Genomic DNA, 14,237 nt, shown 5'->3' with positions numbered 1-14,237 from the left:
ATCTCCCGGCAGCGGCCGGCTTACGGTTTCGGGTTGGCATTATCCGCCTTTTTGGCGGACTTGCCGTCGAACAGGCCAAACAGGGCGATGCCGATGGCACCCACCACGATGGCCGAGTCGGCGATGTTGAACGAGGGCCAGGTGTAGCTGCCCACGTACCACTGGATGAAATCGACCACATGACCATGCACCTGGCGGTCGATCACGTTGCCGATGGCGCCGCCGATGATCAGCGCATACGGCACGGCCGCCTTCCAGTTGCTGCGGGCGGTGCCGCGCAGCCACCAGGCCATCAGGCCGCTGATGGCGATCGCCAGCGCGGTGAAGAAGTGCTTCTGCCAGCCACCAGCGTCGCTCAGGAAGCTGAACGCCGCACCGGTGTTGTAGGTGCGGTACCAGTTCCAGAAGCCGTCGATGACCACCACCGGTTGGAACTCCGGCAGGCTCGACAGCACCCAGGCCTTGGACCACTGGTCCAGGCCGATGATGGCGGCCGACAGCAGCAGCCAGACCAGGGCGTTCGGATGCGGACGTGCGGCGCTCATCAGAACCAGCTCCGCAGTTCGCCGGCGCCGGTGACGTTGCTCACGCAGCGGCCGCACAGTTCCGGATGGTCCGCGTTGCTGCCGACGTCGGCGCGGTGGTGCCAGCAGCGCACGCACTTGGCCTTGGTGGTTGGCTGGGCGCTGACGAACACCTCGTCGGTGGTCGCCGGGCGCACCTGCACGTCGCCGCTGATGAACAGGAAGCGCAGTTCATCGGCCAGCGGCTGCCAGCGCGCGGCCTGCTCTTCGCTGGCGGCGATGGTGATTTCCGCTTCCAGCGCGGCACCGATGGCGCCGTTGGCACGCATCGGCTCGAGCACCTTGGCCACCTGCTCGCGCACAGCCAGCAACTGGTCGAAGTCAGCGGCGTTGAGCTGGGCATCGGCCGGCAGCGGCGCCAGGCCGTCGTACCAGGTGGTGAACAGCACATGCTCAGCGCGTTCGCCTGGCAGGTAGCCCCACAGCTCGTCGGCGGTGAAGGTCAGGATCGGCGCGACCCAGCGGGTGAATGCTTCGGCGATGTGGTACATCGCGCTCTGTGCCGAACGGCGACCGCTGGAATCGGTCGGCATCGTGTACAGGCGGTCCTTGGTCACGTCCAGGTACAGCGAGCCCAGGTCAACGCTGCAGAAGTTCAGCAGCAGCTGCACGATCTCGGCCATGTTGTAGCCGTCGTAGGCCGCCTTGATCTTCTCCTGCAGCTCCCACGCGCGATGCACGATCCAGCGGTCCAGTGCGACCATCTGCTCGAGCGGTTGCAGGTGCTGGGCCGGATCGAAACCGTCCAGGTTGCCGAGCAGGAAGCGTGCGGTGTTGCGCAGGCGACGGTAGGCGTCGGCGTTGCGCTTGAGGATTTCCTGCGACAGCGACATCTCGTTGCTGTAGTCGGCCGAGGCGATCCACAGGCGCAGGATGTCCGCGCCCAGCTTGTTCATGATGTCCTGCGGCTCAATGCCGTTGCCCAGCGACTTGGACATCTTGCGGCCGTGCTCGTCCACGGTGAAGCCATGGGTCAGGCACTGCTTGTACGGGGCGCGCTTGTCGATCGCCACGCCGGTCAGCAGCGAGGACTGGAACCAGCCGCGGTGCTGATCCGAACCTTCCAGGTACAGGTCGGCCGGCTTGCCGAAGCCACGCGCGGCGAGCACGCCTTCATGGGTGACGCCCGAATCGAACCAGACGTCGAGGATGTCGGTGACCTTCTCGTAGTCGGCCGCTTCGGTGCCCAGCAGTTCGGCGGCATCCAGCGAGTACCACACGTCGATGCCCTCGGCTTCGACGCGGTCGGCGACCTGCTGCATCAGCTCCACCGAACGCGGGTGGATCTCGCCGGTCTGGCGATGGGTGAACAGTGCGATCGGCACGCCCCAGGTGCGCTGGCGCGAGATGGTCCAGTCCGGGCGACCGTCGACCATGCTCTGGATGCGCGCCTTGCCCCAGGTCGGGAACCAGCCCACGGTATCGATGGCGGCCAGCGCATCGTTGCGCAGGTTGGCCTTGTCCATCGAGATGAACCACTGCGGGGTGGCGCGGAACACCACCGGCGTCTTGTGGCGCCAGCAGTGCGGGTAGCTGTGGCGGATCGGATGGAAGGCCAGCAGCGAACCGTTGTCGCGCAGCACGCCGACGATAGCCTCCTGCGCCTTCCACAGGTGCTGGCCAGCCAGCACCACGTCACCGGCCGGCGGGGTCGATTCCAGGTACACGCCACGGCCGTCGATCGGAGTCACCTGGCCGGCGTTGTACTTGTCCAGCAGGCCGTACTTCTGGCTGACCACGAAGTCTTCCTGGCCGTGGCCGGGGGCGGTGTGCACCGCACCGGTACCGTCCTCGTCGGACACATGGTCGCCGTTGAGCACCAGGATCTCGCGTTCCGGGTAGAACGGATGCGCCAGCAGCTGGTTTTCCAGCGCCGCGCCGGTGGTTTCACCGTGCAGCACCACTTCGTCCACGCCGTAGCGCTGCAGCGCGCGCTCGGCCAGGGCTGCGGCCAGCACCAGCCAACGGCGCTTGCCGTTGTGGGCCGGGCCCTCGGCCAGCACGTAGTTGATCTCCGCGCCCAGCGACACCGCCAGCGAAGCCGGCAGCGTCCACGGCGTGGTGGTCCAGATCGGTACAGCCACTTCGACATCGGCCGGCACGCTCACACCGAAGGCCTGGCCGATGGCCTGCGCATCACGCGCGGCGTAGGCCACGTCGATCGCCGGCGATTCCTTTTCCTGGTACTCGATCTCGGCTTCGGCCAGCGCCGAGCCACAGTCGAAGCACCAGTACACCGGCTTGGCGCCACGCACCAGGTGGCCGTTGGCCACGACCTTGGCCAGCGCGCGGATCTCGTTGGCTTCGAAGTCGAAGCTCAGGGTCTTGTACGGGTTGTCCCAGTCGCCGGTCACGCCCAGGCGCTTGAAGTCGACGCGCTGGATGTTGATCTGCTCCTCGGCGAACTCGCGGCACTTCTGGCGGAACTCGACGGCGTCGAGCTTGGTGCCGACCTTGCCCCACTTTTTCTCGACCGCGATCTCGATCGGCAGGCCGTGGCAGTCCCAGCCCGGCACGTAGGGCGCATCGAAGCCGGCCAGGTAGCGCGACTTGACGATGATGTCCTTCAGGATCTTGTTGACCGCGTGGCCCAGGTGGATGCGGCCGTTCGCATACGGCGGGCCGTCGTGCAGCACGAACAGCGGGCGGCCGGCGGCGTTGTCGCGCAGCTGCTGGTAGAGCCCCTGCGCTTCCCACCGCGCCAGAATGCCCGGCTCGCGCTTGGGCAGGTCGCCGCGCATCGGGAATTCGGTGGCTGGCAGGTTCAGGGTGGTCTTGTAGTCCTGGCTCACGCAGTGGCTCGCAATCTATGTTCGGAAAGGATGGCGCGCGCCTGTTCGGCGTCGCGGTGCATCTGGTCGGTCAGCGCCGCCAGATCATTGAATTTCTCTTCGTCGCGCAGCTTGGCGACGAACTCCACGTCGATGTGGCGCCCGTACAGGTCGCCCTGGAAATCGAACAGGTGGGCTTCCAGCAGCGGCTCCACGCCGTCTACCGTCGGCCGCGTGCCGAAGCTGGACACCGACGGCCACGGCTGGTCGAACACGCCGTGCACCCAGGTCGCGTAGATGCCCGACAGTGCCGGGGTCTTCGGGAAGCGCAGGTTGGCGGTGGGGAAGCCCAGCGTACGGCCGAGCTGGCGCCCGCGCACCACACGCCCGCTGATCGCGTACGGACGGCCGAGCAGGTCGTTGGCGCGGGCGAAATCGCCGTCCTGCAGCAGCTGGCGGATGCGGGTGCTGGAGATGCGCTCACCATGCAGGTCCACCGCTTCGATCTCGCCCGCGGTGAAGCCGAGTTCGGCGCCCATCTTCTGCAGCAGGGCCAGATCGCCGCGGCGGCGGTTGCCGAAGCAGAACTCCGGCCCGATCCAGACCTCACGCGCGCCCAGCCGGTGCGCCAGCAGCTGGCGCACGAAGGTCTCGGCCGGCATCGCCGCCATCGCCGCGTCGAAACGCAGCAGGCCGATCGCATCGACGCCCAGCTCGCGCAGGATCTCGACCTTGCTGCGCGCCAGGGTCAGCCGCGGCGGCGGCGTGCCCTGGGCGAAGAATTCACGCGGCAGCGGCTCGAATGCCACGGCCACTGCGGCCACGCCCAAGGCGCGCGCGCGGGCAACCGCGTGGCGGACCAGCGCACGATGGCCCAGGTGGAGGCCGTCGAATGCACCGATACAGACCACGCTTCCGTTGGGGAACAGCTCCCCGCCCTCGACGCTTCTGAACAGCCTGCTCATCAACTCTCGTTCCGGCCCGACCGGGGCCGCCGCTTCAATGGTGTAACCCTGAAGTATAGCCGCCACGGGCCGCGATCAATGCCCGCGCAGGTCGCGCGGGCGGAAGCCCATCGCCAGCATGGCCACCGCATAGGTCGCGCCACCGCCGCCGACCAGCAGCGCCAGTGCGCCGATCCGCTCCCACACCCCCATCGCCGGGAAGCCGGGCAGCCAATGCAGCAGGGCCAGCAGCACACCGACCATGGCTGCGCAGGCCAGCAGCAGGCGCAGCAGATAGCCACCCCAACCCGGCCGGCGCTGGTAGACATCGGTCTTGCCCAGCCAGTACCAGAGCAGGCCCAGGTTCAGGTAACTGGACAGCGCGCTGGCGATGCCCAGCGCCAGGTGCAGGCCCGGCTGCTTGCCGATGGCCGCCATCACGCCCTGCGCCTTCAGCGCGTCCGGCACCATCACCTGGTACAGCACCGCCAGCAGGATGAAGTTGAACACCATGTTGGCCACCAGCGCGGCAACGCCGGCGCGCACCGGGGTCTTGGTGTCCTGGCGGGCGTAGAAGGCCGGCAGCACTACCTTCAGCAGGGCGAACGCCGGCAGGCCGAAGCTCAGGCCGTACACCGACAACGCGGTCATGCGGGTATCGAAAGCACTGAACTGGCCGTGCTGGAAGATGGTCGCGATCAGCGGCTCGGCCAGCAGCAGCAGGCCCAGCATGGCCGGCACCGAGATCAGCAAGGTCATGCGCAGGCCCCAGTCCAGCGAGCGCGAAAAACCCTCGCGGTCGGTGCTGACGTGGTGGCGGGCCAGCGCCGGCAGGATCACCGTGCCCAGGGCCACGCCGAACACGCCCAGCGGCAGCTCAAGGAAGCGATCGGCCAGCGACAGCCAGGACTGCGAGCCGTCGGTCAGCTTGGCCGCGATCACCGTATCCAGCAACAGGTTGATCTGCGCCACCGAGGAACCGAACAGCGTCGGCACCATCAGCGTCATCACCTTGCGCACGCCCGGATGGCTCCAGCCCCAGCGCGGCAGGGTCAGCAGGTTGATGCCCTTCAGCGACGGCAGCTGGAACAGCAGCTGCAGGATGCCGGCGGCCAATACCGCCCAGCCCAGCGCCAGGATCTGCTTTTCCGGGGTGCCGCCCAGCCGCGGCGCCAGCCACAGTGCGCCGGCGATCATGCAGAGGTTGAGGATGACCGGGGTCAGCGCCGGCATCGCGAAGCGCTGGAAGCTGTTGAGCGCGCCGCCGGCCAGTGCGGTCAGCGAGACGAACAGCAGGAACGGGAAGGTCAGGCGGAACAGGTCGACCAGCAGGCCCTGCTTCACCGGATCCGTATCAACGCCGCTTGAGAAGACCGAGGCCAGCTGCGGCGCGAAGATCAGCGCCAGTGCGGTGACCAGCATCAGCACCCCACCCAGGGTGCCGGCGGTCCGGGCCATCAGTTCACGCAGCTCGGCGTGGCTGCGGGTTTCCTTCACTTCCGTGAACACCGGCACGAAAGCGGTGGCGAAAGACCCTTCGGCGAACAACCGGCGCAGGAAATTGGGTACCCTGAAGGCGACCCAGAAAGCATCAGTGATGGCGTTGGTGCCGAACGTGGTGGTCACCACGAAGTCCCGGACAAGTCCGAGAACGCGCGAGACCATGGTCATGCTGCTGAACGACAGCAGGCCCCGCAACAACTTGGGTGAACTCACTCAGCGTCCCTCTTGACAATCGACTTGACGTGCATTTCTTACGCCATCATACTAGCTAGCTTGCTGTTCCCATAACACCGATTTTTTCAGGAAACCACCACCGTGGCCAATATCAAGTCCGCCAAGAAGCGCGCCAAGCAGACCGTCGTGCGCAACGCGCGCAACGTGGCTCAGCGCTCGATGCTGCGCACCGCTGTCAAGAAAGTGATCAAGGCGCTGGACGCCAACGATGCCGCCGGCGCCGAAGCCGCCTTCGCCGTTGCCCAGCCGATCCTGGATCGCTTCAGCGCGCGTGGCCTGATCCACAAGAACAAGGCTGCTCGCCACAAGAGCCGCCTGAACGACCGCATCAAGGCTCTCAAGGCCGCCTGATCCGGCGTTGCCGCCTAGCCCCTCGGGGCTGGGCTGCAGACAAAAGCCCGGCCCCTGGCCGGGTTTTTTGTTGCCTGCTCGCCCGGGGCCAGATCCCTTCCCAGCGGAAAAGGGATCTGACCGCAACAACAGAAAACCCGGCCGAAGCCGGGTTTTTCGCGCGGAACCACAACAGCATCACTGCGCGTTGCGGGCTTCCAGCTCATCTTCCTTCTGGCGATCAAAGAACGCCATGATCCGGCTCATGATCGGGAAAGTGCCTTCGCGACCCAACGCGGAGACCAGGAACCACGGCTCCTTCCAGCCCAGCTCGGCGACGATCTGCTCGGCCGCCGCCTGCGCTTCGTCCTCGAACATCAGGTCGGCCTTGTTCAGCACCAGCCAGCGCGGCTTGTTCAGCAGCTCCGGATCGTGCTTCTCCAGCTCGCGCTCGATCGCCCGCACCTGCTCCACCGGCGAAATGCCTTCCACGCCGCCTTCCATCGGCGAGATGTCCACCAGGTGCAGCAGCAGGCGGGTGCGCTGCAGGTGGCGCAGGAACTGCGCGCCGAGGCCGGCACCATCCGCCGCGCCCTCGATCAGGCCGGGAATGTCGGCAATCACGAAGCTGCGGTAGTTCTCCACCTTCACCACACCCAGATTCGGGTACAGCGTGGTGAACGGGTAATCGGCCACCTTCGGCGTTGCCGCCGAAACGGCACGGATCAGGGTGCTCTTGCCGGCGTTGGGGAAGCCCAGCAGGCCGACGTCGGCCAGCAGCTTCAGCTCCAGCTTCAGCGTGCGCTCCTCGCCCGGCTCACCCGGCAGCGCCTGGCGCGGCGAGCGGTTGGTCGAACTCTTGAAGTGCATGTTGCCCAGGCCGCCGCGGCCACCTTTGGCCACCAGCAGCCGGTCGTTGTGCTGGGTCAGGTCGCCGATGACTTCATCGGTGGCGACATTGATGACCACGGTGCCCACCGGCACGGTGATGGTCAGGTCTTCGCCACCCTTGCCATAGGCCTGCCGGCCCATGCCGTTCTCGCCGCGCTGCGCCTTGAAGATGCGGTCATGGCGGAAGTCGACCAGGGTGTTCAGGTTTTCGTCGGCGCGGATGTACACGCTGCCGCCCGCACCGCCGTCGCCGCCGTCCGGGCCGCCGAGCGGAATGAACTTCTCGCGACGGAAGCCAATGCAGCCGTTGCCGCCGTTGCCGGCGAACACTTCGATTTCTGCTTCGTCTACCAGTTTCATTGTTTCGATGCCTACGATGGGCGCGGCCTGCCTGCCGTCGCCTTGAATGTTATGCCTGCCGATGGCCGGCAGCCCGGCCTGGCCGGTCTTGCGTTCACTCTAACGAAAAGCCCCGCCGAAGCGGGGCTTTCCATGCAGCGTGCTCTTCATCCAGCACGGCCATGCCTGGGCACGGGTGCCGGCGATGCCTGGATCAGGCGTCGGCCGAGACGATGCTGACGGTGCGACGCTTCTTGGCGCCCTTGACCGAGAACTCCACCTTGCCGTCCACGAGGGCGAACAGGGTGTGGTCACGGCCCAGGCCAACGCCCGAACCCGGGTGGAACTGGGTGCCGCGCTGACGCACGATGATGTTGCCAGCTTCGATGGCCTGGCCGCCGAAGATCTTGACGCCCAGGTACTTCGGGTTGGAGTCGCGACCGTTGCGCGAGGAGCCTACGCCCTTTTTATGTGCCATGACTGCTTCTCCTGATGCTTAGCCGGCGATGCCGGTGATCTCGATTTCGGTGTAGTACTGACGGTGACCCTGACGCTTCATGTGGTGCTTGCGGCGACGGAACTTGATGATCCGGACCTTGTCAGCACGACCCTGGGACAGGACCTTGGCGGTGACGGCAGCGCCCTTCAGCGCATCGCCCAGCTTCACGCCATCGCTGTCACCCAGCATCAGGATGTTGTCAAACTTGATCTCGCTGCCGACTTCGACTTCGAGCTTTTCAATGCGGAGCTTTTCGCCCTGCGCCACGCGGTATTGCTTACCGCCGGTGACCAGTACTGCGTACATGACCAGGCCTTCCTCTGTAGTTATTGTGGTCTGAGCTGCCGCCATCGAGGGCGGACAGGAGCGGGATTGTACGCAGATCAGCGGGCGCGGGTCAAGTCAACCCCTGAACGGCCTGGAGGCCGGGCCGGAACGGGGTCAGATCCCTTTTCACGTGGTGAAAAGGGATCTGACCCCCGCCTGTCAGCCTGTCTCATCAGGTGAGACCCCGGGCTGGCATTGTCGCCCATTGCCCCCATCTGGTCACCTCGGTAGGCTGACCGATTGCCGTTCCCTGCTGGCCCGGCACCCAGCCAACGCCCCCACAACCGGATCCCCCATGGCGATGGATTTCATCCGCATCCGCGGCGCGCGGACGCACAACCTGAAGAACCTCGACCTCGACCTGCCCCGCGACAAGCTGATCGTGATCACCGGCCTGTCCGGTTCGGGCAAGTCATCGCTGGCGTTCGACACCATCTATGCAGAAGGCCAGCGCCGCTACGTCGAGTCGCTGTCGGCCTACGCGCGCCAGTTCCTGAGCGTGATGGAAAAGCCGGACCTGGACCACATCGAGGGCCTGTCTCCGGCGATCTCGATCGAGCAGAAGTCGACCTCGCACAACCCGCGTTCGACGGTCGGCACGATCACCGAGATCTACGACTACCTGCGCCTGCTGTACGCCCGCGTCGGCACCCCGCGCTGCCCGGATCATGGCTATCCGCTGGAAGCGCAGACGGTCAGCCAGATGGTCGACCAGGTACTGACCCTGGACCCGGAACAGCGCTACATGCTGCTGGCCCCGGTCATCCGCGACCGCAAGGGCGAGCATGCCCAGGTGTTCGACCAGCTGCGCGCGCAGGGTTTCGTGCGCGTGCGCGTGGACGGCGAGCTGCACGAGATCGACGCCGTGCCGCCGCTGGCGCTGCGCCAGAAACACACCATCGAGGCGGTGATCGACCGCTTCCGCCCGCGCGAGGACATCAAGCAGCGCCTGGCCGAGAGCTTCGAGACCGCGCTCAAACTCGGCGACGGCATGGCCTCGGTGCAGAGCCTGGACACGGCCGACGCCGCGCCGACCCTGTTCTCCTCCAAGTACTCCTGCCCGGTCTGCGACTATTCGCTGCCGGAGCTGGAACCGCGCCTGTTCTCGTTCAATGCACCGATGGGCGCCTGCCCCGGCTGCGATGGCCTGGGCATGGCCGAATTCTTCGATCCTTCGCGCGTGGTGGTGCACCCCGAGCTGTCGCTGGCCGCCGGTGCGGTGCGCGGCTGGGATCGCCGCAATGCCTACTACTTCCAGCTGATCGCATCGCTGGCCAAGCACTACAGATTCGATGTCGACGCGGCCTGGAACTCGCTGCCGCAGAACGTGCAGCAGGCCGTGCTGTACGGCAGTGGCGATGAAGCGATCACCTTCACCTACTTCACCGAAGCCGGCGGCCGCACCCAGCGCAAGCACCGCTTCGAGGGCATCATTCCCAACCTCGAGCGCCGCTACAAGGAAACCGAATCGCCGGCGGTGCGCGAGGAGCTGTCCAAGTACATCAGCGAACAGCCGTGCCCGGAATGCCATGGCGCGCGCCTGAACAAGGCGGCACGCAATGTGTTCGTGGCCGACCGCCCGCTGCCGGACCTGGTGGTGCTGCCGATCGACGAGGCGCTGAAGTTCTTCAGCGAACTGAGCCTGCCGGGCTGGCGTGGCGAGATCGCCTCGAAGATCGTCAAGGAAATCGGCGAACGCCTCGGCTTCCTGGTCGATGTGGGCCTGGATTACCTGACCCTGGAGCGCAAGGCCGACACCCTGTCCGGTGGCGAGGCACAGCGCATCCGCCTGGCCAGCCAGATCGGCGCCGGCCTGGTCGGCGTGATGTACGTGCTCGACGAGCCGTCGATCGGCCTGCACCAGCGCGACAACGAGCGCCTGCTCGGCACCCTTACCCGCCTGCGCGACCTCGGCAACACGGTGATCGTGGTCGAGCATGACGAGGATGCGATCCGCCTGGCCGACTACGTGCTGGACATCGGCCCGGGCGCGGGCGTGCATGGCGGCGAGATCGTCGGCCAGGGCACCCTGCAGGACATCCTGGAGGCACCGCGTTCGCTGACCGGCCAGTACCTGTCGGGCAAGCGCGCGATCGAGATCCCCGCGCGCCGGCACAAGCCGAACCCGAAGATGACGCTGCACCTGCGCGGCGCCAGCGGCAACAACCTCAAGGGCGTGGACCTGGCGATTCCGTCGGGCCTGCTGACCTGCGTGACCGGCGTGTCCGGCTCCGGCAAGTCGACCCTGATCAACGACACCCTGTTCTCGCTGGCCGCCAACGAGATCAACGGTTCCTCGCACCCGATCGCCCCGTACAAGGAAATCGATGGCCTGGACCTGTTCGACAAGGTGGTGGACATCGACCAGTCGCCGATCGGCCGCACCCCGCGTTCGAACCCGGCCACCTACACCGGCCTGTTCACCCCGCTGCGCGAATTGTTCGCACAGGTGCCCGAAGCGCGTGCACGCGGCTACTCGCCGGGCCGCTTCAGCTTCAACGTACGTGGTGGCCGCTGCGAAGCCTGCCAGGGCGACGGCCTGATCAAGGTCGAGATGCACTTCCTGCCGGACGTGTACGTGCCGTGCGATGTCTGCCATGGCAAGCGCTACAACCGCGAGACGCTGGAGATCCTCTACAAGGGCTTCAACATCAACGACGTGCTGGAAATGACCGTCGAGGATGCGCTGAAGCTGTTCGAGCCGGTGCCGTCGATCGCGCGCAAGCTGGAAACGCTGGTCGACGTCGGCCTCAGCTACATCAAGCTGGGCCAGAGCGCGACCACGCTGTCCGGCGGCGAAGCGCAGCGCGTGAAGCTGTCCAAGGAACTGTCGCGCCGCGATACCGGCCGCACCCTGTACATCCTCGACGAACCGACCACCGGCCTGCACTTCCACGACATCGAAGCGCTGCTGGGCGTGCTGCACAAGCTGCGCGACGAAGGCAACACGGTGGTGGTGATCGAACACAACCTCGACGTGATCAAGACCGCCGACTGGATCGTCGACCTGGGCCCGGAAGGTGGCCACCGCGGTGGCACCATCCTGGTCACCGGCACGCCGGAAGACGTGGCGGCCTGCCCGCAGTCGTACACCGGCCAGTTCCTGGCCCGCATGCTGCCCTCCACCAGCGCGCGCCCGGAACAGCCGGCCGCCGTGGCCAACAAGCCCGATGCGCGCCCGCCGCGCAGGGTAAAGCCTGAAAAGCCTGCCAAGGTGGCGAAGAAAGCCGTGGCCGCCAAGAGCACCGGCAAGGCCAGCAAGAGCACGACGAAGAAGAAGGACGCCTGATGAGCAGCGAACACAAGATCCTGGCCCGCATCCCGATCAGCGTGCGCTGGCGTGACATGGACAGCATGGGCCACGTCAACAACGCCAAGTACATTTCCTACCTGGAAGAAGCGCGCGTGCGCTGGATGCTGGGCGTGGAAGGCGTGTCGATGACCGACCGCATCGCACCGGTGGTGGCCGCGACCAACGTCAATTACCGGCTGCCGATCGTGTGGCCCAACGACATCCTGGTGGAACTGTTCGTCGAGCGCCTGGGCAACAGCAGCGTGACCATCGGCCACCGCATCGTCGACCAGCAGGATGAGTCGAAGCTGTATTCCGACGGCAACGTGGTGGTGGTGTGGATGGATACGCAGACCGGCAAGAGCGCGCCGCTGCCGGACGCAATCCGCAGCGCGTCTACCTGACGCGTCCTCGGTAGATGCCGACCTTGGTCGGCATTGGCCCCGTCGGGCATGGCCCGGCGCTGCCGTTTTCGTTCAAAGGACTGACATGATCCACAAGACCGAACTGAGCGACCTGCTGCCCGGCATGGTCGCCTTCCCCACCGAGGTCTTCCCCGCCGACCAGGCCTGGCTCAGCGAGCACCTGCTGCCGCTGCTGAAGATCGACCTGGGCGTGCTGCGCCCGGAACTGGCCGGCCAGGTGGCGACGATGCTGTGCCCGATCGAGCCGTATGACGGCTGCATCGGCGAGACCACCGAAGAGCACCACAACGATTTCACCGGCACCAACTGGATCGCCTTCGAACTGACCGCCGGCAACGAGATGCGCTTCCTCGGCAACGAGGGTTATTTCATCGGCGACGCGGTGCAGGACAAGGACGCGCAGGAGCACATCGCGCAGATGCGCGACAGCTACGCCAAGGCCCGCGATTACCATGCCGCCCATGGCCGCCTCGCCTGCTACTCGCGCTACGGCAAGGGCGAGGCCAGCGAGCGCGATTACCTGGACACGCTGGGCGGACAGATTTCCTGCGGCAACTGGATCGAGACGGCTGACATCCCGAACGCCTTCACCCTGGAATTCACCGATGCCGCCAACGACCGGCATGCACCGGATGATGCGGAGCGGGCAATCATCCGCCGCGATGGCAACGCGTTCTTCGCGGTGGCAGAAGTGGCCGGCTACAACTGGTGCGCCACCGGCGCCGATGCGATCGTGATGTTGTACGAGCCGGAAAGCCGCACGGTGCTGTTCTCCTACGACTGGTCGTAAGACCCGTCGGTGGTGCCGGCCGCTGGCCAGCACCACCATCGCGTTACGGCGCCGCCCTGCGCGCGTTCAACACCGCGCTGACTTCGGTGCCATCCTCCAGCTGCAGCTGCAGCCACACCGGCTGCCCCTCTTCCAGGGTGCGGTAGCCGTCCATCAGCATCAGGTGCAGGCCACCGGGCTTGAGTACGGCCCTGGCGCCGGGTGCCAATGGCAGGCGCCGGACCTCACGCATCCTGCTGACCCCATCGACGATCGTGGTCTCATGCAGCGACACATCGCCGAAGCTCGCACTGCGTGCACCGGTGATCGCCACCGCAGTGGCGCAGCCATTGCGGATCACTGCATAACCGGCAGTCATTGCCATCTTCGGGTTGGGCAACAACCGTACCCAGCCCTGCTCGACGGTGACGCACTTGGTCTCGGCAGCCGAGGCCGATGCTGCAAACGCACACAGCACCAACAGTACGCCAACGAATGGTTTGGTTATCATCGCCCAGGTTCCTTCTTCGCAACGAGACCGCAGCATGACGACGCTCATCGAGGTGATCAACCATGGCCCCATCCGCGAACTGCGCCTGGCGCGCCCGCCGGTCAACGCACTGGACACCGAACTGTGCCGTCAGTTGATCCATGCCATCGAGCAGGCCATGGCCGAAGACGCGCACGGCATCGTGCTGTCGGGCAGCGAGCGCATCTTCACCGGCGGCATGGACGTGCCGCACCTGCTCTCGCATGGCGATGACAAGCACAAGCTGCTGGACACCTGGAATGCCTTCTTTGGCGCCGTGCGCACGCTGGCCGAGAGCCGCATCCCGGTGGTCGCGGCGATTACCGGCCACGCCCCGGCCGGCGGCTGCGTGCTGGCCCTGTGCTGCGACTACCGGGTGATGGCGCGCAGCGCCGATCCGTCGCGCCCCTATGCCATCGGCCTGAACGAGGTGCAGGTGGGCCTGATTGCACCGGAGGGCATCCAGCGCCTGCTGCGCCGTGCGGTGGGCGTGCACCGCGCCGGTGTCCTGCTGACCACCGGTTCGCTGGTACCGGCCGAACAGGCGCTGCAGATCGGCCTGGTGGATGAGCTGGCCGAGGGCGATCTGGTGGTGGCGCGTGCCGTTGCCTGGCTGCAGAACCTGCTCAAGCAGCCGCGCCAGCCGATGCTGCTGACCCGCGCGATTGCCCGTGCCGACCTGCACGTGGCGCTGCAGCCGGACCTGATCCAGCTCGACCGTTTCGTCGAGGCCTGGTTCGCCCCGGATGCGCAGAATGCCCTGCAGGCACTGGTCGCCCGGCTGGGCAAGTAAGGTTTGC

At 66.3% G+C, this 14,237-nt stretch carries 13 protein-coding genes; 5 read left to right on the top strand and 8 right to left on the bottom strand.

The features are described from left to right. Window positions 1-20: 20 nt before the first annotated feature. The 4 genes from lspA to murJ form a co-directional block, all read right to left on the bottom strand. Window positions 21-545, bottom strand: a complete 525-nt coding sequence (lspA, locus tag B9Y82_RS04095) for a signal peptidase II (protein ID WP_100471643.1) — start codon at window positions 543-545, stop codon at window positions 21-23. Then, window positions 545-3,376, bottom strand: coding sequence for an isoleucine--tRNA ligase (gene ileS, locus B9Y82_RS04090; protein WP_100471642.1), 2,832 nt, complete (start codon window positions 3,374-3,376; stop codon window positions 545-547). The genes lspA and ileS overlap by 1 nt, the downstream gene beginning before the upstream one ends. Continuing rightward, a complete protein-coding gene (locus tag B9Y82_RS04085) occupies window positions 3,373-4,320 on the bottom strand; it encodes a bifunctional riboflavin kinase/FAD synthetase (RefSeq protein ID WP_100471641.1) in 948 nt (315 codons plus the stop codon). The genes ileS and B9Y82_RS04085 overlap by 4 nt, the downstream gene beginning before the upstream one ends. A gap of 75 nt (window positions 4,321-4,395) precedes the next feature. Beyond that, a complete protein-coding gene (gene murJ, locus B9Y82_RS04080) occupies window positions 4,396-6,000 on the bottom strand; it encodes a murein biosynthesis integral membrane protein MurJ (protein ID WP_100471640.1) in 1,605 nt (534 codons plus the stop codon). 117 nt (window positions 6,001-6,117) lie between these two features. Between murJ and rpsT the strand changes: the two genes are divergently transcribed. Beyond that, window positions 6,118-6,387 carry a 30S ribosomal protein S20 gene (rpsT, locus tag B9Y82_RS04075; RefSeq protein WP_005408560.1) on the top strand — a complete coding sequence of 90 codons (270 nt, stop codon included), beginning with the start codon at window positions 6,118-6,120 and terminating at the stop codon, window positions 6,385-6,387. A gap of 177 nt (window positions 6,388-6,564) precedes the next feature. On the opposite strand, the gene cgtA is transcribed toward rpsT, so the two are convergent. From cgtA to rplU, 3 genes are all read right to left on the bottom strand, one after another. Continuing rightward, the gene (cgtA, locus tag B9Y82_RS04070) at window positions 6,565-7,617 is read right to left on the bottom strand and encodes an Obg family GTPase CgtA (RefSeq protein ID WP_014036376.1); all 1,053 of its coding nucleotides are present in this window, start codon (window positions 7,615-7,617) and stop codon (window positions 6,565-6,567) included. Between the two features lie 193 nt (window positions 7,618-7,810). Continuing rightward, a complete protein-coding gene (gene rpmA / locus B9Y82_RS04065; RefSeq protein ID WP_005415704.1) occupies window positions 7,811-8,074 on the bottom strand; it encodes a 50S ribosomal protein L27 in 264 nt (87 codons plus the stop codon). 18 nt (window positions 8,075-8,092) lie between these two features. Then, the gene (gene rplU / locus B9Y82_RS04060) at window positions 8,093-8,401 is read right to left on the bottom strand and encodes a 50S ribosomal protein L21 (RefSeq protein WP_005408557.1); all 309 of its coding nucleotides are present in this window, start codon (window positions 8,399-8,401) and stop codon (window positions 8,093-8,095) included. A gap of 316 nt (window positions 8,402-8,717) precedes the next feature. On the opposite strand from rplU, the gene uvrA reads away from it, so the two are divergent. The 3 genes from uvrA (at window position 8,718) to B9Y82_RS04045 (ending at window position 12,929) form a co-directional block, all read left to right on the top strand. Beyond that, window positions 8,718-11,711 carry an excinuclease ABC subunit UvrA gene (uvrA, locus tag B9Y82_RS04055; protein ID WP_100471639.1) on the top strand — a complete coding sequence of 998 codons (2,994 nt, stop codon included), beginning with the start codon at window positions 8,718-8,720 and terminating at the stop codon, window positions 11,709-11,711. Beyond that, window positions 11,711-12,118 carry an acyl-CoA thioesterase gene (locus B9Y82_RS04050; RefSeq protein ID WP_025873855.1) on the top strand — a complete coding sequence of 136 codons (408 nt, stop codon included), beginning with the start codon at window positions 11,711-11,713 and terminating at the stop codon, window positions 12,116-12,118. The genes uvrA and B9Y82_RS04050 overlap by 1 nt, the downstream gene beginning before the upstream one ends. A gap of 85 nt (window positions 12,119-12,203) precedes the next feature. Continuing rightward, a complete protein-coding gene (locus B9Y82_RS04045; RefSeq protein WP_100471638.1) occupies window positions 12,204-12,929 on the top strand; it encodes an enolase in 726 nt (241 codons plus the stop codon). Between the two features lie 43 nt (window positions 12,930-12,972). On the opposite strand, the gene B9Y82_RS04040 is transcribed toward B9Y82_RS04045, so the two are convergent. After that, window positions 12,973-13,419: a copper chaperone PCu(A)C gene (locus B9Y82_RS04040; protein WP_100471637.1), complete on the bottom strand. Its 447-nt coding sequence runs from the start codon at window positions 13,417-13,419 to the stop codon at window positions 12,973-12,975. Between the two features lie 34 nt (window positions 13,420-13,453). On the opposite strand from B9Y82_RS04040, the gene B9Y82_RS04035 reads away from it, so the two are divergent. Then, window positions 13,454-14,230: an enoyl-CoA hydratase/isomerase family protein gene (locus tag B9Y82_RS04035; protein WP_100471636.1), complete on the top strand. Its 777-nt coding sequence runs from the start codon at window positions 13,454-13,456 to the stop codon at window positions 14,228-14,230. Window positions 14,231-14,237: the final 7 nt, after the last annotated feature.

It is taken from the genome of Stenotrophomonas maltophilia (genome assembly GCF_002799155.1).
GTDB lineage: Bacteria > Pseudomonadota > Gammaproteobacteria > Xanthomonadales > Xanthomonadaceae > Stenotrophomonas > Stenotrophomonas maltophilia_R.
This window is presented reverse-complemented; position numbering and strand designations above follow the sequence as displayed.

Excerpts from the sequence above, each read along its gene's own strand:
- lspA (WP_100471643.1), bottom strand. The coding sequence starts at position 545 with ATGAGCGCCGCACGTCCGCATCCGAACGCCCTGGTCTGGCTGCTGCTG.
- B9Y82_RS04085 (WP_100471641.1), bottom strand. The coding sequence starts at position 4,320 with ATGAGCAGGCTGTTCAGAAGCGTCGAGGGCGGGGAGCTGTTCCCCAAC.
- cgtA (WP_014036376.1), bottom strand. The coding sequence starts at position 7,617 with ATGAAACTGGTAGACGAAGCAGAAATCGAAGTGTTCGCCGGCAACGGC.
- rpmA (WP_005415704.1), bottom strand. The coding sequence starts at position 8,074 with ATGGCACATAAAAAGGGCGTAGGCTCCTCGCGCAACGGTCGCGACTCC.
- rplU (WP_005408557.1), bottom strand. The coding sequence starts at position 8,401 with ATGTACGCAGTACTGGTCACCGGCGGTAAGCAATACCGCGTGGCGCAG.
- uvrA (WP_100471639.1), top strand. The coding sequence starts at position 8,718 with ATGGCGATGGATTTCATCCGCATCCGCGGCGCGCGGACGCACAACCTG.
- B9Y82_RS04050 (WP_025873855.1), top strand. The coding sequence starts at position 11,711 with ATGAGCAGCGAACACAAGATCCTGGCCCGCATCCCGATCAGCGTGCGC.
- B9Y82_RS04045 (WP_100471638.1), top strand. The coding sequence starts at position 12,204 with ATGATCCACAAGACCGAACTGAGCGACCTGCTGCCCGGCATGGTCGCC.
- B9Y82_RS04040 (WP_100471637.1), bottom strand. The coding sequence starts at position 13,419 with ATGATAACCAAACCATTCGTTGGCGTACTGTTGGTGCTGTGTGCGTTT.
- B9Y82_RS04035 (WP_100471636.1), top strand. The coding sequence starts at position 13,454 with ATGACGACGCTCATCGAGGTGATCAACCATGGCCCCATCCGCGAACTG.